At 67.7% G+C, this 21,090-nt stretch carries 22 protein-coding genes; 11 read left to right on the top strand and 11 right to left on the bottom strand.

Features of this window, described 5'->3' with window-relative positions; all coding sequences use genetic code 11:
- The 3 genes from C667_RS00970 to C667_RS00960 form a co-directional block, all read right to left on the bottom strand.
- Positions 1-1,406 (bottom strand): fumarate reductase flavoprotein subunit (locus tag C667_RS00970; protein WP_004355179.1); only part of this gene is annotated, 1,406 nt, incomplete at its 3' end.
- Entirely contained in the window at positions 1,403-2,167 is a 765-nt protein-coding gene (locus C667_RS00965) for a fumarate reductase cytochrome b subunit (RefSeq protein ID WP_004355178.1), read from the bottom strand. The genes C667_RS00970 and C667_RS00965, both read right to left, overlap by 4 nt.
- Before the next feature lie 225 nt (positions 2,168-2,392).
- Complete coding sequence (locus tag C667_RS00960; RefSeq protein ID WP_039920428.1) at positions 2,393-3,475, bottom strand: SGNH/GDSL hydrolase family protein; 1,083 nt, start codon at positions 3,473-3,475, stop codon at positions 2,393-2,395.
- A 205-nt stretch (positions 3,476-3,680) separates the two neighbouring features.
- On the opposite strand from C667_RS00960, the gene pyk reads away from it, so the two are divergent.
- From pyk to C667_RS00945, 3 genes are all read left to right on the top strand, one after another.
- Positions 3,681-5,135 carry a pyruvate kinase gene (gene pyk, locus C667_RS00955; RefSeq protein WP_004355176.1) on the top strand — a complete coding sequence of 485 codons (1,455 nt, stop codon included), beginning with the start codon at positions 3,681-3,683 and terminating at the stop codon, positions 5,133-5,135.
- Positions 5,136-5,242: 107 nt separating this feature from the next.
- The gene (gene fba / locus C667_RS00950; RefSeq protein ID WP_004355175.1) at positions 5,243-6,307 is read left to right on the top strand and encodes a class II fructose-bisphosphate aldolase; all 1,065 of its coding nucleotides are present in this window, start codon (positions 5,243-5,245) and stop codon (positions 6,305-6,307) included.
- 53 nt (positions 6,308-6,360) lie between these two features.
- Complete coding sequence (locus C667_RS00945; RefSeq protein WP_004355174.1) at positions 6,361-7,662, top strand: DUF3422 family protein; 1,302 nt, start codon at positions 6,361-6,363, stop codon at positions 7,660-7,662.
- 42 nt (positions 7,663-7,704) lie between these two features.
- Here C667_RS00945 and C667_RS00940 read toward each other — a convergent pair whose 3' ends face one another.
- Entirely contained in the window at positions 7,705-8,838 is a 1,134-nt protein-coding gene (locus C667_RS00940; protein WP_039920426.1) for an Acg family FMN-binding oxidoreductase, read from the bottom strand.
- 175 nt (positions 8,839-9,013) lie between these two features.
- On the opposite strand from C667_RS00940, the gene C667_RS00935 reads away from it, so the two are divergent.
- On the top strand, positions 9,014-9,676 hold the full coding sequence (locus C667_RS00935) for a dioxygenase family protein (RefSeq protein ID WP_004355171.1): 663 nt from the start codon (positions 9,014-9,016) through the stop codon (positions 9,674-9,676).
- 9 nt (positions 9,677-9,685) lie between these two features.
- On the opposite strand, the gene C667_RS00930 is transcribed toward C667_RS00935, so the two are convergent.
- Positions 9,686-10,105 carry a hypothetical protein gene (locus C667_RS00930; RefSeq protein WP_004355169.1) on the bottom strand — a complete coding sequence of 140 codons (420 nt, stop codon included), beginning with the start codon at positions 10,103-10,105 and terminating at the stop codon, positions 9,686-9,688.
- Between the two features lie 186 nt (positions 10,106-10,291).
- Here C667_RS00930 and C667_RS00925 point away from each other — a divergent pair, with 186 nt between their 5' ends.
- From C667_RS00925 to C667_RS00895, 7 genes are all read left to right on the top strand, one after another.
- Complete coding sequence (locus C667_RS00925; RefSeq protein WP_004355166.1) at positions 10,292-11,227, top strand: phosphoribosylaminoimidazolesuccinocarboxamide synthase; 936 nt, start codon at positions 10,292-10,294, stop codon at positions 11,225-11,227.
- Between the two features lie 280 nt (positions 11,228-11,507).
- Positions 11,508-12,281 (top strand): DUF2189 domain-containing protein, encoded by a 774-nt coding sequence (locus C667_RS00920; RefSeq protein WP_004355164.1) that lies wholly within the window; start codon positions 11,508-11,510, stop codon positions 12,279-12,281.
- Between the two features lie 109 nt (positions 12,282-12,390).
- Positions 12,391-14,475, top strand: coding sequence for a M3 family metallopeptidase (locus tag C667_RS00915; RefSeq protein WP_004355162.1), 2,085 nt, complete (start codon positions 12,391-12,393; stop codon positions 14,473-14,475).
- Between the two features lie 94 nt (positions 14,476-14,569).
- Positions 14,570-14,854, top strand: a complete 285-nt coding sequence (locus C667_RS00910; protein WP_004355161.1) for a type II toxin-antitoxin system HigB family toxin — start codon at positions 14,570-14,572, stop codon at positions 14,852-14,854.
- Positions 14,851-15,258, top strand: coding sequence for a helix-turn-helix domain-containing protein (locus C667_RS00905; protein WP_004355159.1), 408 nt, complete (start codon positions 14,851-14,853; stop codon positions 15,256-15,258). Before C667_RS00910 ends, C667_RS00905 begins: the two co-directional genes overlap by 4 nt.
- 345 nt (positions 15,259-15,603) lie before the next feature.
- On the top strand, positions 15,604-16,908 hold the full coding sequence (locus tag C667_RS00900) for a tyrosine-type recombinase/integrase (protein WP_004355156.1): 1,305 nt from the start codon (positions 15,604-15,606) through the stop codon (positions 16,906-16,908).
- Positions 16,909-16,971: 63 nt separating this feature from the next.
- A complete protein-coding gene (locus C667_RS00895; RefSeq protein WP_157302069.1) occupies positions 16,972-17,607 on the top strand; it encodes a hypothetical protein in 636 nt (211 codons plus the stop codon).
- Between the two features lie 42 nt (positions 17,608-17,649).
- On the opposite strand, the gene C667_RS24535 is transcribed toward C667_RS00895, so the two are convergent.
- The 6 genes from C667_RS24535 to C667_RS00865 form a co-directional block, all read right to left on the bottom strand.
- Positions 17,650-17,889 (bottom strand): hypothetical protein, encoded by a 240-nt coding sequence (locus C667_RS24535; RefSeq protein WP_083881232.1) that lies wholly within the window; start codon positions 17,887-17,889, stop codon positions 17,650-17,652.
- A gap of 62 nt (positions 17,890-17,951) precedes the next feature.
- The gene (locus tag C667_RS00890) at positions 17,952-18,494 is read right to left on the bottom strand and encodes a PD-(D/E)XK nuclease family protein (protein ID WP_157302067.1); all 543 of its coding nucleotides are present in this window, start codon (positions 18,492-18,494) and stop codon (positions 17,952-17,954) included.
- An 11-nt stretch (positions 18,495-18,505) separates the two neighbouring features.
- Positions 18,506-18,895 carry a CFI-box-CTERM domain-containing protein gene (locus tag C667_RS24245; protein WP_004355151.1) on the bottom strand — a complete coding sequence of 130 codons (390 nt, stop codon included), beginning with the start codon at positions 18,893-18,895 and terminating at the stop codon, positions 18,506-18,508.
- 65 nt (positions 18,896-18,960) lie between these two features.
- Positions 18,961-19,458 (bottom strand): hypothetical protein, encoded by a 498-nt coding sequence (locus C667_RS00875; protein ID WP_004355150.1) that lies wholly within the window; start codon positions 19,456-19,458, stop codon positions 18,961-18,963.
- Between the two features lie 20 nt (positions 19,459-19,478).
- On the bottom strand, positions 19,479-19,781 hold the full coding sequence (locus C667_RS00870; RefSeq protein ID WP_004355149.1) for a hypothetical protein: 303 nt from the start codon (positions 19,779-19,781) through the stop codon (positions 19,479-19,481).
- On the bottom strand, positions 19,781-20,809 hold the full coding sequence (locus tag C667_RS00865) for a PRTRC system protein D (protein WP_004355148.1): 1,029 nt from the start codon (positions 20,807-20,809) through the stop codon (positions 19,781-19,783). The genes C667_RS00870 and C667_RS00865 overlap by 1 nt, the downstream gene beginning before the upstream one ends.
- Positions 20,810-21,090: the final 281 nt, after the last annotated feature.

Below are 21,090 nucleotides of genomic sequence, written 5' to 3'. Positions count from 1 at the left end.
CTGTCGCCGCCCGCCGCCGGCGCCGGACGCGCCGCGATCGCCTCCAGGGCGGCGCGCTCGCGACCGACGAACTCGCGCGCGAGGCCGGGCGAGAAGTGCAAGGCGCCGGCGTGCGACTCGACGAAGTCGGCGACGTACTCGCCCACCAGCATGCCCGCCACCACCGTCTCGGCGAGCGAGTTCCCGCCCAGGCGGTTGAAGCCGTGGAGGTCCCAGCACGCCGCCTCGCCCACCGCGAACAGGCCGCGCAGCGAGGGCGACTCGCCGCGGTGGTCGGTGCGGATGCCGCCCATCGAGTAGTGCTGGGTCGGCCGCACCGGGATCCAGTCGCGCGCCGGGTCGATGCCGAGGAAGTGGCGGCAGATGTCCTTCACCTCGCGCAGCTTGTGGTCGATGTGGGCGGCACCTAACACCGCGATGTCCAGCCACAGGTGCTCGCCGGCGGCCGACTTGACGCCCTTGCCGCGGCGCATGTGCTCGGCCATGCGGCGCGAGACCACGTCGCGCGACGCCAGCTCCGCCTTCTCCGGCTCGTAGTCGGGCATGAAGCGGTGGCCGTCGACGTCGCGCAGCACGCCGCCGTCGCCGCGGCAGCCCTCGGTGACGAGGATGCCGGCGGGCACGATCGCGGTGGGGTGGAACTGCACCGCCTCCATGTTGCCCAGGCGCGCCACCCCGGTCTCGAGCGCGATCGCCGCGCCCATGCCCTCGTTGATGATCGCGTTGGTGGAGATGCCCCAGATGCGGCCGAAGCCGCCGGTGGCGATCACCGTGGCCGCGGCCAGGATGGCGTACAGCTCGCCCGTCTCCAGGTCGCGCACCACCGCGCCCTGGCAGCGTCCGCCGTCGTGGATCAGCGCCACCGCCTCGCTGCGGTTGCGCACCGGGATGCCCTCGGCCACCGCGCGGTCGCCGAGCGCGTAGAGCATGGTGTGGCCGGTGCCGTCGGCGGTGTAGCAGGTGCGCCACTTGCGCGTACCGCCGAAGTCGCGCGCGGTGATGAGGCCGTGGGCCTCGTCGCGCTCCGTCAGCGTGACGCGCTCGCCGTTGATGACCACCTCGTGGGCGCCGCGCTGCACGCGGTTCCAGGGCACGCCCCAGGCCGCGAGCTCCCGCACCGCCTTGGGCGCCATGTGGGCGAACATGCGCGCGACGAGCTGGTCGCAGCCCCAGTCCGAGCCGCGCACGGTGTCGCCGAAGTGCACATCCTCGTTGTCGCCCATGCCCTTGAAGGCGTTGCCCAGGCTCGCCTGCATGCCGCCCTGCGCCGCCACCGAGTGCGAGCGCTTGGCCGGCACCAGCGACAGCACCTCGACGCGCAACCCGCGCCGGGCCGCGCCCACCGCGGTGCGCAGGCCGGCCAGGCCGCCGCCCACGACCAGCACGTCGGTGTATTCGATCCTCATCGCGCCTCCTCGGCCGCAGTCGCTCCGCGCTGCCAGGTCGGCACGTAGCGCTCGCCGGCGCGCGGCGCATGCTCGATGCCCATGCGGATCTCCGCCAGCAGCGTGGTCAGCCCCAGGGTGAGCAGGAAGGCGATCAGCCCCCACATCGCCCACTTCAGCCGGCGCCGGCTGGCGCGCACGTCGCGGCCCTCGAACCAGCCCCACTTCACCGCCAGGCGGTACAGGCCCACGCTGCCATGCACCTCGACCGCGAACAGCAGCGCCAGGTAGAGCGGCCAGAAGCCGCCGGTCCACACGCGGTCGGCGGATTCGAAGGGCCCGATCAGGTCGGGATGCATGAACATGGCGTACAGATGCACCGGCGCGAGGAAGAACATCGCGAAGCCGGTCACCACCTGCACGAACCACAGCGTGGTGTCGCCATGGCGCAGGCGGCCGCCGTGGCGCGCGGCGATGCGGTACTGGCGCCAGTCGGCGGGAAACTTGCGCAGCGCCAGCAGGGCATGCAGCGCGAACAGCGAGGCGATCGCGGCGACGAAGGCCGACACCAGCCAGGCCTGCGGGCGCGGCAGGAAGAAGTAGCCCTCGAAGAAGCGCGCCACGCCCCAGGCGAAGTCCGCGCTGATCAGGATCGCGGAGACGAAGCCCATGTGGAGCCACATGAACAGAGCGAGGGCGAGGCCGGAGAGGGCCTGGAGCAGGTCCAGGCGTGCCGGCCAGGGCGACGCGGCCGAAGCCGCGCAAGGTCGCGGGAGCGTCATGAAGATGCGAATGGCAGGACAGGCAGCACACTATACAGCCAATGCCGCAGTGCACAACCTACGCCACCGGGCCCAAGGCCTCGCGCAGCTTCATTCAGTGGATTAAGTCACACCCTCCGTTGCCGCAACGCAACAGCATGCTTGCGAGACCCTCCCGACGACCGCGGTGCGCTCCCCGTACGCCTGCTGCCCGCTACGCCTGCTGCCCGCTACGCCTGCCTCCCCCTATGCTTGCCTCCCCCTCGCCGGCCGCGGGCGGCGGAGGACGCCCAGGAACAAGGCACCCGCCAGGAGCAGCGCCGGCAGCGGGGGCTCGGGCACGAAGGCGGTGCGCACCTGGCGATACATTTCGTCCGCGAGGATCACATGCGCCGCAGCGGACGGATGCACCACGTCCCAGAACAGATGCTCGTCCGGCTCGGAGCAGATCGTCGGCGCGGGCGCGCCGGGCGCCGGTGCCAGATACAGGCCTTGCAGGCAGGCCGTCTCGATGTCGGTGAAGCCGTTGGCCGCAGGATTGCGGACCACGTCGTCGAGGAGGCCGAAGGCGTCGAAGCGCAGCACCTCGAGCCCGGGCACGCCGGCGAAGGATTGCAGGACCCCGTCGATCGCCTGGTTGAACGCCATGCTGTACTGGCGCGCTGCTTCCTGCGCCGGCTCGCCGAAGGCCGCCACCACCGGCATCGCGCCGATGTCCGGCACGGTGGGCACCATGAGCTGGCGCGCGCCCAGCCCGACCAGCCCGCCGATCACGCCGGCCACGTCCCCCACCGCCTCGACCAGACGGGCACCCGCCGCGTCGGTACCGCTCACCTGGGCGAGGCGCAGCACGTCCTGCAGGTCGTTCGCCCCCGCCCACACCAGATACAGCGCCGAGGCCTCGGCAGCGCCACCGGCGAGCCCGTCGCGGTAGCGCCCGAACTGTCCGGTGAGACTGAAGGACGCGAAGTTGGCCGGCCACACGAGGGGCGGCAGGCCGTTGGCGTCGACGTCGAAGGAGTGGTAGCGCGAGCGCGCCCCGCCCACGGCAAAGTTCGTACCGCCCGGCAGCGCCGAGGGGGCGAGCTCCCCGGGAAGGCCCAGCTGGTCCCACAGGCGCTCGGCATACACCGGACCATTGGTGAAGGTCCCCTGCGCGTAGGGAGGCGACACCGGGATCGCGGCGCCGCCGGTCACGGGATTGGCCTGACCGGTCCACGCGTACAGGTTGCCGGTGTCGGACAGGCTGTCGCCGAACACGTACAGGCTCGACGGCAGCGCGTGGGCGCTTGCGGACAGCACGAACAATGCGACGCTCGAAACCGCCATCGCTGCTGCGCGACGGCTCGCTTTGCCGGGTAGGGCCATGGTGCTCCTCCAGTTTGAGGTGAGGCTGGCCCCGCTACCCGGGTGCCATCCGCAGACAAGCTCCACTCAATATATGCCATGGCGACCGATCTGCAAGAAGCGCGCGAGGTCGCCGCCGCGGCCGCGCTGCTAGAATGCCGGCACGCCACCGACCGGAGCAGCCCGGATGTCCCGCCACACCAAGATCGTCGCCACCCTCGGCCCCGCCTCGTCCGATCTCCTTACCCTCGAGCGCATGGTGCACGCCGGCCTCGACGTGGTACGGATGAACTTCTCCCACGGCAAGCCCGAGGACCACGTCGCCCGCGCCGAGACCATCCGCGACGCCTCCGCGCGCGCCGGCCGCCCGGTGGGCATCCTCGCCGACCTGCAGGGGCCCAAGATCCGCGTCGGCAAGTTCGAGGAAGGCCGCGTGACGCTGACCCGCGACGCGCCCTTCATCCTCGACGCCCGCTGCGAGCTCGGCAACGCCCAGCGCGTCGGCCTCGACTACAAGGACCTGCCCAAGGACGTGAAGCCGGGCGACGTGCTGCTGCTCGACGACGGCCGCCTCAAGCTCACCGTGCAGCGCGTGGTCGGCCACGAGATCCACACCCTCGTGAAGGTCGGCGGCGAGCTGTCGAACAACAAGGGCATCAACCGCCAGGGCGGCGGGCTCACCGCGCCCGCGCTCACCGCCAAGGACATGGACGACATCCGCACCGCGGCGCTCATCGGCGTGGACTTCGTCGCGGTGTCCTTCCCCAAGAGCGCGGCGGACATGTACATGGCGCGCCAGCTCATGCGCGCCGCCGGCTGCGCCGCGCTCTTGATCGCCAAGATCGAGCGCACCGAGGCGGTGGCCAACCTCGACGAGATCCTCGACGCCTCCGACGGCATCATGGTGGCGCGCGGCGACCTCGCGGTGGAGGTCGGCGACGCCGCGGTGCCGGCGCTGCAGAAGAAGATGATCCGCGCCGCGCGCGACCGCAACAAGCTCACCATCACCGCCACGCAGATGATGGAATCCATGATCACCAGCCCGGTGCCCACCCGCGCCGAGGTCTCGGACGTGGCCAACGCGGTGCTCGACGGCACCGACGCAGTGATGCTGTCGGCCGAGACCGCCGCCGGCAAGTTCCCGGTGGAGGTCGTCGAGGCCATGAGCCGGGTCTGTCTGGAAGCGGAGAAGTCCTACGACACCGGGCTCGACCGCGAGATGCTCGACCGCGTGTTCACCCGCATCGACCAGTCGATCGCGATGGCGGCGATCTGGACCGCCTACCACCTCAAGGTCAAGGCGATCGCCTCGCTCACCCAGACCGGCTCGACCGCGCTGTGGATGAGCCGCCTGATCGCCGGCGTGCCGATCTACGCGCTCACCCCCGAGGTCTCGGCGCGCAACCAGATGACGCTCTACCGCGAGGTGCATCCGCTGCTGATGAGCCAGACCCACCAGGACCGCGACGTGCTGCTGTGGGAGGCCGAGCAGGTCCTGCTCGAGCAGGGCGTGGTCGATTACGGCGACCTCATCGTGCTCACCATCGGCGAGCCGATCGGCAGCTCGGGCGGCACCAACACGCTCAAGATCGTGCGCGTGGGCGAGCACCACCGCCCCGGCACGCTCGACGACCCCGTCTGAATGCCCGTCCGCGGCGGGCGACGCGGCCAGCGTCCCCGCGCACAAGCTAAAATATCGTTTTCGATCGTCCGGTCGCCACGCCCGGCGGCCTTTTCCGGAGAGATTCCATGCCCCTCGTTTCCATGCGCCAGCTGCTCGACCACGCCGCCGAACACAGCTACGGCCTGCCCGCCTTCAACGTGAACAACCTCGAACAGGTGCAGGCGATCATGGAAGCGGCCGCCGAGTGCGACGCCCCGGTGATCATGCAGGCCTCGGCCGGCGCGCGCAAATACGCCGGCGAAGCCTTCCTGCGCCACCTCATCGACGCCGCGGTCGAGGCCTATCCGCACATCCCGGTGGTCATGCACCAGGACCACGGCCAGTCGCCGGCGATCTGCATGGGCGCGATCCGCTCGGGCTTCTCGAGCGTGATGATGGACGGCTCGCTGCTGGAAGACGGCAAGACGCCCTCGTCCTACGAGTACAACGTCGCCGTCACCCGCGAGGTGGTGAAGTTCTCGCACGCCATCGGCGTCAGCGTCGAGGCCGAGCTCGGCTGCCTCGGCTCGCTCGAGACCGGCCAGGCCGGCGAGGAAGACGGCGTCGGCGCCGAGGGCACGCTGGATCACAGCCAGATGCTCACCGATCCCGACCAGGCCGCCGACTTCGTCAAGCAGACCGACTGCGACGCGCTCGCGATCGCGATCGGCACCAGCCACGGCGCCTACAAGTTCACCCGCAAGCCCACCGGTGACATCCTCGCGATCGAGCGTGTCAAGGCCATCCACGCCCGCATCCCCAACACCCACCTGGTGATGCACGGCTCCTCCTCGGTGCCGCAGGAACTCCTCGAGATCATCCGCCAGTACGGCGGCGACATGAAGGAGACCTACGGCGTGCCGGTCGAGGAGATCGTGCAGGGCATCCAGTACGGCGTGCGCAAGATCAACATCGACACCGACATCCGCCTCGCGATGACCGGCGCGATCCGCAAGTTCATGTTCGAGAACCCGTCGAAGTTCGACCCGCGCGAGTTCAACAAGCCCGCGCGCGAGGCCGCCAAGCTGGTGTGCAAGGCGCGCTACGAGGCCTTCGGGTGCACCGGCATGGCGAGCAGGATCAAGGCGGTCTCGCTCGAGAAGATGGCCGCGCGCTACAAGGCGGGCGAGCTGAGCCAGATCGTGCGCTGATCACGGGCCCGGGGCGGGCAGCGCGCACGCGCGCGCCACCCGCCCATTCCGACATGTCCTCGCTCTTCGAACAGCACCCGCTGCGCCGCACGCTCAGCGACGAGGTGCACGCGCGTCCGCCGGTGCCGCTGGACACCCCGGAATTCGTCACCTACCTGGCCTTCCTGCACCATGAAGGCAGCGCCGGGCGCGAGGCGGACCACCTCGCCGCGCTGGCCGGGCAGCTCGGCCAGCCGGCACCGAACATCGAATCCGGCCACGTGCTGCTCGAGGCCGAGGGCTTCCGGCTGAAGTGGGAGCGCCACAACGAGTTCTCCAGCTACTGCTTCTTCCGCCGCATCGAGCCCGGCGACAGCCCCGACGACTACGCCCTGCTCCACGTTCCCGCGGCGTGGCGCAAGGCCATCCCCGGCCTGCTGATCGCCGCCACCCACATCGAGCTGCGCAGCGTCGGCGAGGTCCCGCTCGAATCCGTACTGCACCAGCAGTCGCGCCACGGCCAGGCCCTGGTCGCCTCGAGCGTGTCGGACGGCGCCGGCTGGGTGCTCACCGACTTCCACCTGCACGACGGCTTCTCGCACTTCCTGCTGCTCGACAACGGCTTCACCCCGCGCCAGGCCGGCCGCATCGCCCAGCGCCTGGTCGAGATCGAGACCTACCGCGTCATGGCGCTGCTCGCCTTCCCGGTGGCCAAGGACACCGGCCGGCTGGTGTCGCGCGCGGAAGACGAGCTCGCCGACCTCATGGACGGCATGGGCCAGTCGCGCAGCGCCGAGGACGACCGCGCCGTGCTCGCCCGTCTGTCGCGCCTGGCCGCCGAGGTCGAGCGCTCGGTCGCACGCACCACCTTCCGCTTCGGCGCCGCCGGCGCCTACTACCGCCTCGTGCGCCAGCGCATCGACGACCTGCGCGAGCAGCGCCTGCCCGGCTTCTCGCCGATCGGCGAGTTCATGGACCGCCGCCTCGTCCCCGCGATCGACACCTGCACCTCGATCGCGCGCCGCCAGGACGACCTCTCCGGCCGCATCGCGCGCAACTCGCAGCTGCTGCGCACCCGCGTCGACATCGAGATCGAGCGCCAGAACCAGGAGCTGCTCGCGCAGATGAACCGCCGCGCCAAGATCCAGCTCCACCTGCAGGAGACGGTGGAAGGCCTGTCGGTGGTGGCGATCACCTACTACGCCTCGCAGCTGGTGAATTACGTCGCCAAGGGCGCCAAGCACCTGATCGAGCCGCTGACGCCCGAGGTGCTGACCGCGGTGTCCATCCCGGTCATCGCCGGCATCGTCTACATGGGGCTGCGGCGGATGCGCAAGCTGCTGGGCACGGGAGAGGACGGCCAGGCCCACTCTTGAGCGGGCCGGGCGCCCGCGCCCCCGCGGCGGGCGGGCCACGGCTCAAGTCAGCACGGCGTCGAGCGGACGGCGCAGCGATCGGGGCATCGCCGGCCCTCTCCCGAACCGGATCACCAGGTCCGGCCGGCCGCCCGCAATACCGAGGAAGGCGCCGAAGGCGGGGCGCAGCGAGGCGAGCTCGACCGGCTGGTTGAGATGTGCGCTGCGCACGCCCAGCGCGGTCGCCTGCAGCGCGAAGCGCTGGAAGCAACGCCCCGCCTCGATCCAGTGCGCGCGGTCGTCGCGCTCGGAGACGAACACGGCGATCCCGGCGGCGCTGCGGACCTGCCGCGCATACTTGTCGCTCTCGGCCTGCTCGGTGAAGAAGGCATCGAACAGCAGGCTGCCGAGCCAGGCAGGGGCGGTGGGGTTTCCGGACGCCCCTGCGAACAGGCCGTCGCCGGAGCGCGCCGCGTCGCCGCCGTTGAAGCGGATCCACGCCTTGAGCTCGCGCACGAACGCGGGATCGCGCATCTGCGCCGTGTTGCCGGCGACGACGAACTCGAGCACGCGCTCCAGGTCCGGCGCCGCGGTGAGCAGGCGCACACGCACGCCCCTGCCTGTGCCGGCCGCCTCGAGCAGCCCCAGCTCCGCGTTGGAAAGCGGCCGCGAGTCGAACTCGCCCCGGGTCGACTGGCGCAGCGGGATGGCCTCGAACAAGGCGCTTCGCCGACTCGCCGCGGGCACCAGCGCGCAGTGCAGGCGCCTTCCTCCCTCGCCGGCCTGGCCCGTCTCATCGGCCTCGGCGACGAGCGCAGGCTCGCAGTGCAATCCCATCGCCGGCGCCGCCTGCACGAGGTTCTCGGCGGCGCAGCCCAGGCTGACGAAGAGGTGGTGGTCGTCCGGATCCACGACCGGGCAGCGCCGCGCGTAGTCGGGGAAGATGGAGACCGCGCGCTCGGCCAGCGCGAACTTCCAGCACTGCGTGTTGTGGCTGGACGGCGCGAGGGTCGCATAGCGCACGAGCTCGCGCAGCACTGCGCGCGCGTCCGCCTGCACCGGCTCGCCATGGCGCCAGGTCGAATCCGCCGCCGCCTCGTACGCCGCTGCGCCGCGGACGTGGGACAGGTAGCCGGCCCCGCCCGCGCCCCCCAGCCCGGCCAGCGCCGCCACGCCGATGAATCGTCTTCTCTCCATGCACCGCCTCCGTCCCACCACCCGGTCTCCAAGGCAGTCTAGACGCGCCTGCGGGCAGGCGCGAGGCGGGCTGCTCTCCAACAAGCTCTGCACCTGGCAGACCCTCGCGACCCTACGCGGAACCGGGTCCAGCCGCTGCGGTCTTCAGTGCGTGTTCACAGCCGGAGCCGCAAGCATGTCCTCCCATTCCGGACTCCGCCGCCGTCTCGTCCTCGGCGGCAGCGCCACGCTGCTCTCCGCGCCGCTCGCGGCGGCGCAGCGCGCGCTGACGCCGAGCCAGATGCTCGGCCCCTTCTACCCGGTCACGCCGCCGCTGCACCAGGACAACGACCTCACCCGGGTCGAAGGCCGCAGCGGTCGCGCCCTTGGGCAGATCGCCGACCTCTCGGGCCGCGTGCTCGACCTCGACAGCCGCCCGCTGGCCGGCCTGCGCGTGGAGATCTGGCAGTGCGACGCCAACGGCCGCTACCGCCACCCGCGCGACCGCGGCGACGTCGAGGAGGACCCGAACTTCCAGGGCTTCGGCCACACCGTCACCGACGCCGAAGGCCGCTACCGCTTCCGCACCATCCGCCCGGTGCCCTACCCGGGGCGCACGCCGCACATCCACGCCGCGGTGATCCAGGAAGGGACCCGCCCCTTCGTCACCCAGATCTACGTCGCCGGCGAGCCGCTCAACCTGCGCGACGGCCTCTTCACGCGCGTGCCCGAGGCGCTGCGCCCGCTGCTGCTCGCCGACTTCGTACCGGCAGACGACCCGGTCGCGACCCTGGCGGCGGAGTTCGACTTCGTGCTGGCGCCGGTGCTGGCCGGGCTGTTCGAGGCGAATACCGCCTGAGGGCCCGGGCTACACCAGTTCGACGCCGTTCTCGGCGCACCACTCGCGCAGGGAGGATTCCTTGGCTGCCTCCTCGTAGTCGAACCACTCCTGCAGCTTGCCCTTGCGCTCGAGCAGTCCCTTGAACTTGCCGTAGGCGCCGCGGTGCCTGAAGAAACCGACGATCGCCTCGACGTCGCCAGGTAGGCGCTCGACCGCGAACCGCATCACCAGGTCGGCCCCCAGGTCGAGGTCGTTCTTGCGCGGCAGCGTGAGATAGGGACCGGTCTCGAGTTCGTCCGGGACCTCCTCCGGGTCACCATGCTCGGCGTCGGTCGAGTAGTGAACGGTGCCTCGCTCCAGGCTGAGGTAGGCCTCGACCTCGTCCAGGCCCCCGAAGGAGGTGAACTCGAAGGCCGTGAGAATGTCGTCGAACTTTGCGGTCACCATGATTCTTCCTCGCTCCATGCTCCGGACGTGGGACCGATTTTGATCCGTGCCGTTCTCCCGGCCTGCGCGCTGGCGAGGCCGCCGCAGCCATGGCCGGGCGTGGAAGCAAGGCGGTACGCGTAAACCGGTGCGTCGCAACCCGCCTCCCCTATAATCCCGGCTTTGCCAGCAACCCGAGGCCCCACCGTGGCGACGCCCATTTTCGAGACTTCCATCCAGAGCCTGCCGCTGCTCGGCCGCGGCAAGGTGCGCGACATCTACGCCGTCGATGCCGACAAGCTGCTGATCGTGACCAGCGATCGCCTGTCGGCCTTCGACGTGGTCCTGCCCGACCCGATCCCCGACAAGGGCCGCGTGCTGGTGGCGCTGGCGAACTTCTGGTTCGACCGGCTCGGCCACATCCTGCCCAACCAGCTCACCGGCATCGACCCCGAGACCGTGGTGGCGGCCGACGAGCGCGAGCAGGTGCGCGGCCGCGCGCTGGTGGTCAAGCGCCTGAAGCCGCTGCCGATCGAGGCGGTGGTGCGCGGCTACGTGATCGGCTCGGGCTGGAAGGACTACCAGGCTACCGGCGCGATCTGCGGCATCGCGCTGCCGGCGGGCCTGCAGCAGGCCGCCAAGCTGCCGGCGCCGATCTTCACGCCTTCGTCCAAGGCCGACATGGGCGAGCACGACGAGAACATCTCGTTCGAGCAGGCGCAGGCGCGCTGCGAGGCGCTGATGAAGGACGCGCTCGTCGGCACCGGCAAGACCGGCGCCCAGCTCGCCGAAGAGGCGCGCGCCGCGGCGATCGCGTTGTATTCCGAGGCGGCCGAGTTCGCCGCGACCCGCGGCATCCTCATCGCCGACACCAAGTTCGAATTCGGCATCGACGCCGCCGGGACGCTGCACCTGATCGACGAGGCGCTGACCCCGGACTCCTCGCGCTTCTGGCCGGCGGACGGCTACCGCGAGGGCATCAGCCCGCCTTCCTTCGACAAGCAGTACGTGCGCGACTACCTGGAGACGCTGGACTGGAACAAGACCGCGCCCGGCCCGAAGCTGCCCGCCGACGTGATCGAGCACACCGCCGCCAAGTACCGCGAGGCCTACGAGCGCCTGACCGGCCGCAAGCTGGACTGATCGCACCGCTCGCCGCATCCCCAAAAAAGGGGCGCCCCACCGGCGCCCTTTTTTCCGCCTGACTCCTACCACCAGACTCCTCACACCTGACGTCTGACGCCTCCCGCCCGACGCCTCCCACCCCATTGCCACTTGCTATCGACCCGATCCAATTCTCATTCACGAACCATTCCCATGCGCTCCGATCATAGATCGCGTGATGCCTGCCTCCTGCCCGGCTCGACCCCGCGGTCCCCGGAGCCCGCAGGCGTCCGTCCCGATCCGTAACGAGGAGTGAAAGATGGACAAGCCCTACGATTCGCTCGATCAGCACTTCGACCTGCCCCAGATCCGCACGGTCGGCCGCGACCGGCCGCTGCAGTGGCTACGCGCCGGCTGGCGCGACCTGCGCGAGAACCTCGGCGCCAGCCTGGCCTACGGCATCCTCCTGTCGGCCATCGGCTACGCGATCCTGGCCTACGCCGCGGATCGGCCGTATCTCTTCATCGCCGCGATCTCCGGCTTCATGCTGATCGGCCCGCTCGCCGCCGCCGGACTCTACGAGCTCTCGCGCCGCGGCGAACAAGGCGAGCGCATCGGCTTCTTCGGCTCGCTGCGCGGGCTCATGCGCAACGCCGACAGCCTGGCCTTCTTCGGCGCCTTCCTGGCGATCGCGCTGCTGGCCTGGGAGCGGCTGTCGGCGATCCTGTTCGCGCTGTTCTACCGCGGCGACGTGGACAACGTGACCAACTTCGTCGCCGGCGTCCTCGCCGCCAACGACAACCTGTACTTCGTCTTCGCCTACCTGATGGTGGGCGCGGTGCTCGCGCTGGTGGTGTTCTCGCTCTCGGCGATCGCGATCCCGATGCTGCTCGACCGCGACACCGACGCCGTCACCGCGGCAATGACCAGCCTGCGCGCAGTGCAGGTGAACTTCGACACCATGGCGCTGTGGGCGCTGATGCTGGTGGTGATGATCGGCATCGGCTTCGCCACCATGATGATCGGCATGGTGATCCTGCTGCCGCTCGCCGGCCACGCCACCTGGCACGCCTATCGCGAGCTGGTGCGCTGAAGGCCTGAAGCCCCCTCGCAGCGGCGGGCGCAGGCGCCCGCCGCGCGCTTTTGCGGCAAAATAGCCGCCTCTCGTCCGGCCGCGCCGGACCGCAACGACAAGGTCGAACATGCAACAAGGCACCCGCCCCTCCCCCGCCAATCCCCTGCTCGACTTCGCCGGCATGCCGCGCTTTGCCGACATCCGGCCCGAGCACGTCGAGCCCGCGATCCGCGGCCTCATCGACGAGAACCGTGCGCTGATCGAGCGCCTCACCGCCGACCCGGCCGCGGCGACCTGGGACGGCTTCGTCAGCCCGATGGACGAGGCCGGCGAGCGCCTCGGCCGCGCCTGGGGCGTGGTCGGCCACCTGCACAGCGTCTTCGACGTGCCCGAGTGGCGCGAGGCCTACAACGCGATGCTGCCGGACATTTCGCGCTTCTACGCCGAGGTCGGGCAAAACCTGGCGCTGTTCGAGAAATACAAGGCGCTGCACGACAGCCCCGAGTTCGCCACCCTGTCGGCGGTGCGCCAGCGCATCCTCGACCACGCCCTGCGCGACTTCCGCCTCTCCGGCGCCGAGTTGCCCGACGAACAGAAGCCGCGCTTCCAGGCCATCCAGGAAGAGCAGTCCCAGCTCGCCGCCAAGTTCTCCGAGAACCTGCTCGACGCCACCAACGCCCATGCCGAGTGGATCTCCGACGAGACTGGCCTTGCCGGCATCCCCGAGGATGCGCGCGAGGCCGCCCGCGCCGCCGCCGAAGCGGAAGGCAAGGAAGGCTGGAAGTTCACCCTGCAGATGCCTTCCTACCTGCCGGTGCTGCAGTACGCCGACGACCGCGAGCTGCGCGCGCGCATGTACCGCGCCTACGCCACCCGCGCCTCCGAGCTCGGCAATCCCGAACTCGACAACGGCCCGCTCATCGGTCGCATCCTCGCGCTGCGCCATGAAGAGGCGCGCATGCTCGGCTACCGCAGCTTCGCCGAGGTCTCGCTGGTGCCCAAGATGGCCGACACGCCGGAACAGGTGCTCGGCTTCCTGCACGACCTCGCCGCCCGCGCCAAGCCCTTCGCCGAGAAGGACCTGCAGGAACTGAAGGCCTTCGCCAAGGCCGAGCTCGGCCTGGACACGCTCGAGCCCTGGGACGTGGCCTACGCCTCGGAGAAGCTGCGCGAACAGCGCTACGCCTACTCCGACCAGGAGGTGAAGCAGTACTTCCCCGAGCCCAAGGTGCTCGACGGCCTGTTCGGCGTGATCCGCGCGCTGTACCGGGTCGACATCCTCCCCGACGAGGCGCCGAGCTGGGACCCGGACGTGCGCTTCTTCCGCATCGAGAAGGAGGGGGAACTCGTCGGCCACTTCTACCTCGACCTGCATGCGCGCAGCACCAAGCGCGGCGGCGCGTGGATGGATTCGGCGCGCAGCCGCCACCGCAACACCTGGGGCAGCGACACGCCGGTCGCCTACCTGGTGTGCAACTTCCCCGGCCCCGTCGGGGGCAAACCCGCCACCTTCACCCACGACGACGTGCTGACGCTGTTCCACGAGTGCGGCCACGGCCTGCACCACCTGCTCACCCAGGTGGACGAGCTCGCGGTGTCCGGCATCCACGGCGTGGAGTGGGACGCCGTCGAGCTGCCCAGCCAGTTCATGGAGAACTTCTGCTGGGAGTGGGACGTGCTGCAGGGTATGACTGCGCACGTCGACACAGGCGAGCCGCTGCCGCGCGCGCTTTACGACAAGATGATCGCCGCCAAGAACTACCAGAGCGGCATGCAGACCGTGCGCCAGCTCGAGTTCTCGATGTTCGACCTGCGCCTGCACGGCGAGTTGGACGCGTCCTCGGGTCCCGTCCCGATCGAGCGCGTGATGGCGCTGCTGGCCGAGGTGCGCCGCGAGGTCGCGGTGATGATCCCGCCCGCCTGGCACCGCTTCCCGCACAGCTTCTCGCACATCTTCGCCGGCGGCTACGCGGCGGGCTACTACAGCTACAAGTGGGCCGAGGTGCTGTCGGCCGACGCCTTCGAGGCCTTCGAGGAAGCCGGCGCCGGCCGCGGCAGCCTGCTCGACCCGGAGACCGGCGAGCGCTTCTGGCGCGAGATCCTCGCGGTGGGCGGCAGCCGCCCGGCGCTGGATTCCTTCAAGGCCTTTCGCGGCCGCGAACCTAAGGTCGACGCGCTCCTGCGCCACAGCGGCATGGTGGCGCAGGCCTGAAGGTCGGAATCGAAGGCCAGAGCGCATCGATCCGAGAAAGGCAGACCCCTATCGCAATTTGCTATTAATCGCAAATTGCGATAACGTTGCCTCGATGAAGCTGATCTCGAACAAGGCGCTGCGAGACTTCTCTGCATGCCATCCCGACGCCGAGGGCCCACTGCAGGCCTTTCGGCAGCTGATCGAGAAAGGCCACTATCCGCACTTCGCCGCCCTGCGCGCCACGTTTCGTGGTGTCGACAAGGTCGGCGAGCGCTACGTGTTCAACATCGGCGGCAACAAGTATCGACTGATCGCGGCCATCGCCTTTACGCCGCAGCTTCTCTGGGTGAAGGCCGTGCTCACGCACGCAGACTACGACGAAGGAGACTGGACATGAGCGTCACGGACGTCCTCGCCCCCTGGGCTGCCATCAATGACGCGCTTGGCTTGTCCGCGCCCATCCGCGACGAGGCGCATTACGCCGAGCTGCTGGCCTTCGTCGACGAAGCCTTCGAACAGTTCGGCGAAAACGACGAGCACCCGATCTTCGGCCTCGTCTCGATCGTGGCCGACCGGATCCGCGAGTACGAGGCGCGCGTGCACCCCTGGCCGGAACTGCCGCCGTCCGAGTTGCTGCGCGAGCTGATGGCCGAGCACGGCATCCGCCAGAGCGACCTGCCCGAGGTGGGTACGCAGTCGGTCGTATCCGAGGTCCTGGCGGGCAAGCGCGGGCTCAATCTGCGTCAGGTCAAGGCCTTGTCGGAACGCTTCAAGGTTCCGATGGAAGTGTTCTCCACCTGATGCGGATGGCTTCGAGGATGCTCGGGGCGCCATTTTTCCCCATTGCCCTTCGGCATGCCCCTCGGGTCTGGTGACCAGATCGCCCCCTCCCGTTCGATAACAAAAGGCTTGCATGAAAATCGCCACCTGCAATGCCTACTGCAACATCAACACGTATCAAGGCATCCCAGTCGACAACTAGATAAGCCGTTGTCACCGCATAACTTTTTGCCGCTACGTACCACTCCGTTTCAGGGCATGTCGGACTGGATTTGTAGCCAGGTTTGTAGCTAGAATCTGTAGCCAGAGACGTAGCTAGGAAATTGATGTTGCGCCTCCGCTCGAAGTAGATGAGCTGTCGTAGACATGGCCTCGGTCGATCGTCACCAGAGGTTCTGTACGGAGGACTTCAAGGTGGCAAAGAGAGGCAAGAACCTTCTGACACCAGTGCAGATCCAGCACTGGATTCGCGCTCGCCAACCCATCGCGCGAACTGACGGCGACGGACTCACCTTCACGCTCTCGGCAGCAGGCACCGCCACCTGGGTTCTCCGCTATCAGTTCGGCGGACGGGCTCGCGAGCTAACGCTCGGTAACTATCCCGACATCAGCCTTCCAACCGCCCGTCAATTGGCGCGGGAGAAGCGCGTCGAAATCGACAAGGGCGGCGACCCAGCCATCACCAAGAAACAGGAGAAGGTCCGCGTTCGGGCGACTTGGAGCGTTCGCGAGTTGGCTGTGGACTACCGGGAAAAGATCGTTGCAGCATTGGCGGAGAGCACCCAAGAGGCCCGCAACGCAGATCTCGACCAAGTCATCATCCCGAAACTCGGTGCGATGCTGGTTACCAGCGTGACGTCAGCAGACATCGTGGGCTTGATCGCCGACTCGGGGCGCACCTGGACGATGTGCAAACGGCTACGCTCGACCTGCAATCGGCTGTTCGCTCATGCACTAGGGAAGCGGCTGATTCACATCAACCCTACAGTAGGCATCGATTTGGTCTCCGTCATTGGTCAGCGCCCGCCCGTGCGCCGCAGGCTGATGTTGTCCGAAACCGAGTTGAGAACCCTGCTGCCCGACATCAAGTCGATTGGCGCAGAGAACGCTCTGGCCTTCAGAATCTTGCTTGCGACGTGCGTACGGACGATCGAGCTCGTCAAAGCGCAGTGGGTCAACGTGGACCTGGAAAAGGGCATCTGGATTGTCACTGAGGACACGGTAAAGACTCGGCGCGGCTACGTGGTTCCCCTTTGCCCGACGGTGGTGTCGTGGTTCCGCGAATTGAAGACGTGCGCGGGAGACTCGCGCTGGGTACTCCCCGCTCGTCGTGGTCACCGACGAGCCAGGCTCGGTGGCGATACGCACGTCGGCAACAGCACTCTCTGGGCGGCCTTGACCCGCAGATTCGAAAGAGGCGGACTGGACATACGCCGGTTTACGCCGCACGACACCCGGAGCACCGCGAAATCGCACATGAAGGCGATGGGGGTGTCCAACGAGGTCTCCGAGAGAGCACTGAACCATGTGCTGAAGGGCATGGAAGAGATCTATGACCAGTACGACTACCTCCCAGAACGGCAGGCTGCGCTCGAGTTGTGGGCTGCGTTCCTTGTGGCATGCGAACAAGGTCTACCCTGGACAGTTGTCCCCCTTCGGCGCGTTGCTTGATTGGATCGTAAACCGCCCCTCCTCGCGGGGAAAGCCACATCCTCACATCCATTGGGCTCCGACATGATCAACCGCTACCGATCGCCCTATCCCAACTACATCCATCAGCTTTTCATAACGCCATCCAAGCATCTCTACGCCCTAAAAGATCGGCGGCTGAAGTGGCAGGACAAAGCGATGGAGGTAAAGCTCGACAAGATCGAGGGGGCAGACAAAGAACATGTCGTCCACTACATCGTGGCCGACCATACCTCTGCGGCGTTCTATGCGGAAATGAGGACCAACAAGACGCTGATGACGCCCATTGAGTTTCTGATGCGTGCGTGGAAAAAGAAATCCGACTTCTTCTTCCATGGCGTACCAGAGCACGTAATCGTACCGACTGCTGTGTCTAGCAAGTACCCCGAGGTGCGAGGCTGGCTGGAACAATTAGGCGTCGGCCTCATTCCGCCGTCCAGCGGCTTCCAGGCTGGCATTCACCAGGTCAGGACTTGGGAAAATGACGTGGCGAACAGCATCAGCCTCCACAGCTATCTTGAGAAGACGCCTTGTACGCTGGACAACATCTCGGTGAACCTCGCCAAGGCACTGCGGATGGCCAACGACGGCGAGATCAACCGCCCCGGCGTTCGCATGTCACGGAAGCAACTATGGGGAATGCAGGTAGAAAATAGGCCGCCCATTCGATACATGGAATGAGAATCTCACGGCACCGGAGACGGCCGCGCCCCAGGACAGCCATCACTGCACATTGCATGGCGCATGCAGCACGGCAGCGTTGACGCGCCTGATCAAGCCACCTCCCGCCAAAGCCCACAAGGTCAGTACATCGTCAAAAGCCTGAACATGCCGCGGACACTTGGCGAGCCACTCGACAAGATCCTGCGCCGTCGAGCTTGAAGGGGCGTCATGCATCGCCGTGAAGAGACGCCACGCGTCGTCGAAGTCCGGATCGCAAGACTTGCGAGCAATGTCTGGCATGTCTGAGTCCAATCCTGTAGTCGTCATCACTTTTTGACGTGCTCCCTGCCCACTAAGACGATTCAGGTTGTCCAGCGTTTATACGCTTGGTTACCCTCTACTCGGCGACTCGTGCACTTTTTCTCGAATCCGCACTGATTGCAGAGCTTTGAGGCGCATGCAAGCCGGGGCTGGATGCTCCCATCCAGGATCGCGGCTCGACGATCAATCAGCGCGTCAACCTCGGCCGGACTCAACAAGCTCACCCTGTGCGCCGTACGATTGCCGTCCTCGGTTCGCACGACCACGTACCCATGCAGCGCCACCTCATCCCCGGTCTGCCTCATGAGGGCGACGCGTTGTGCGGACAACTCAATCACATCCGAATGGTAAGGACGATTGGATCGGCGGGTTTTCAGCTCAACCAGGATGAGCGTCTTGCCTTCGACGCGGTATGCGCGGTCAACCTTTGCCGTCAAGGCAACCGGACCGACACCGCGAAACAACTTCTCGGCGTACGCAAGCGTGGCGCGTCGAAGTTCCAAGGGCATCCATGCCTTCTCCCCTCGGCGCCGCCACTGCAGTAGCAACCAGCCCAGAAAGGCCGCCAAGACCAGGACGGCCAAGGCAGATTCAATCACCGCCCCGCCCTCCCCCGGCTTGCGAGCACCCTCGCCGCCATCCACACCACCGGCCTGAGCAGCGCCCGCGTGATTCGCAACAGATGCAGGTGCCCCTGAAGCAAGCGACACACGCCCGTCGCCATCCGGTAGTAGCCGAAGATAAACGCACGCCCGATGAGTGTGGCGCGCAGCACCCGATCGCGGAACGACCTGAGCACGGCCACCTCTGCTCCCTCCCCGTAGACCAAGGTGGCGATGAAGCAACGCCCCTTGCGCTCCATCCTGCCCTCCAGGAAGAAACGGCGATGCTCGCGGTCACCGCGCATCATGTCGGCATGCTGCTGCGGCGAGTGGCGCCAACCGTATCGGTGCTCGAACTGCACCAGTTGTTCGCAGACGCCCATCTGGGCGAGCTCGGACGCACTGACGCTGGGACGCCCGCCGCAATGGGCTCGGGAGCGACCGCGAGTCATCGCACGGCTCCTTCACGGCTGTGACCCGCACGCCAGCGGCAGTACTCGCGGTCCATCAGATAGTCGACCAGCGCAGCCATCCGATGGCGCCGCGTTTGCGGCAGCTTGGCGGTCACCAGCCAGAACAGCAGCGCGAACACCAGGGTGGTCGGCACAGCGCCCCACCCGAGTGGGACCGCAAACGACCCCGCCGTTGCCGCGATGATGAGGACATCCGATTCGGCCGGCCAGCGGCGTCCTTCCCGACGCAGGACGTTCGTGCCCTCCCCCGTGGTGTGATCCATGAGGACCAGCGCACGGCCATGGCGAGCACGCTCGACGACGACGCTGACCTCGTCGCCGAGCCTGACCGGGCTTTCGATTCGCCCGAGGGAAAGATCCTCGATCCGCCCATCCGCCAGCCGCAACCGAATGCGATGAGCTTCCGGGACGGTGGCATCCCTCACCACATCGTCCACCCAGCCGTGGATGAACAGGTAGTTCGATTCGTTCATCGACGTTCTCCAGCCCGAGTTCACTTCTCAAGGGGCGCGCCAAAGACGTCGGCCGCCGCCGGCATCTCGAAGGCGGCTCCGGACGGTCCGCCTGCGACAGCACTCACGACTGGTGGCACAGACGCCAGCCGCGCGACCACCGCGCCTGCGCCCGCGCTGAACTGCCCAAGCACCGCCTCATGCGCCAACAGGCGCAGGCGGTTAATGCGCTTGGTGCCTTTCTTGAAGCGGATCAGGTCGTCGTAAAGCCGCGGATCGTCTTCCCGATCCAGCTCGAACAGCATCCGGATCGTCTCCAGCTTGGGGCTCACGGCATCGTCCATCACACACCTCCTTGAGAAGCAGTGGCGGCGACCCCGAAGAGTTTGGGCGCGTGATTCATGCCGGCAATCTGGAACCCGCGAACGTTGGCATGCAAGGGATCCTTGACCTCCAGGATCTTGTGCTTCGGGAAGGCTTCCTTCACCGCCTTCTTGAACAAGTAGGCGCCCCCGCCCACCAGGATGATGTTCTGGAAGCTGTAGCTCGCGTCGATCCAACGCAGCATCGATGCGACGGCCTGCTGGGCGATCGAGTGGGCCATGGGCATGGCCCGGGAGATGTCGTACGGCTTCTGGTAGATCACCGGATTCTTCCCCGTGCGCAGGGCCAGGTCGATGGCTTCGATGTCGCTGTAGGGCGTACCGATGTCGTGGCCGATCTCCGCGGCAATCGCCTGCAGGATGTCGAAGACGCCCCGGTTCACCGAGTGGCTCTTGGCTTGCACCAGGCGCATGCCCCGCGCGACCAGCCAGTCGAAGGTCCGCGACCCCGGATCGAGGATCAGGCTCTGCTCCCGCTCGATGGCGCCGCTCTTCCCGTGCTGGACGGCGAAGTCCACCAGGGCACCCTGCGGTTGCGCGACCGCCAGGGCCTTGCGGACCACCACGGTCTTGCCATTGCCGATGTCGTGCGTTCCGGTCACCGCCTTCTCGAGCGCAGCCTTCTTGGCGGTCAGCGCCGCCACCGGCAGCCCCACGACCAGCAGGTCGATCGATGGCTGCTTCATCAGCGCGAGCGCTCCTCGCAGAAGCGCCATGTACTCGGGCGTTTCCGTGTAGCGGTCATGCATCTGGGTCGCACGAAAGGTGTCTGCCGCCAGTTCGACTTCCGGCCCCACCTCGTAGAAGAGGCCATTGATCGGGACCGCCACCGTCTTGCGCCGTTCGTAGCCCGGCTGGACGGATGGCTCGCGCATGCTCGGATAGGCGACCGACGGGAAGCTGGCGCAGCGAATTTCGTTGCCGGACACGCTGGTGACGTACTTGGTGTTACCGAAGCCGACGTCGACGGCTCTGACGACAAAGTCCATGAAGAGCTCCTATGTGGGTTCGAGACTGGCCAGCATCGGTTCAGCGATGCCGGCGTTCCACACGGAAATCGCGGGGGAAAGCTCCGTTCTCGCAATCAGCTCGGACTGTGCTCGCAACCGGTTCGGGTTGAGCCTCAGCCCCAGTCGAACGCATCCGACCGTGCAGTCCCACGGGCTCCGTGTCGGACTACGGTCTCATTGGAGTTGTCGTGGTCAAGACCGCATTTTCAGCGGCGAGGCGGCCACGTCCGGCCGCAGAGCCTCGAAACCCTCACGGTGGC

The organism is Thauera phenylacetica B4P, assembly GCF_000310225.1.
Classification (GTDB): Bacteria; Pseudomonadota; Gammaproteobacteria; order Burkholderiales; family Rhodocyclaceae; genus Thauera; species Thauera phenylacetica.
The sequence above is the reverse complement of the archived record's forward strand: the minus strand, read 5'-3'. Positions and strand labels throughout refer to the sequence as shown.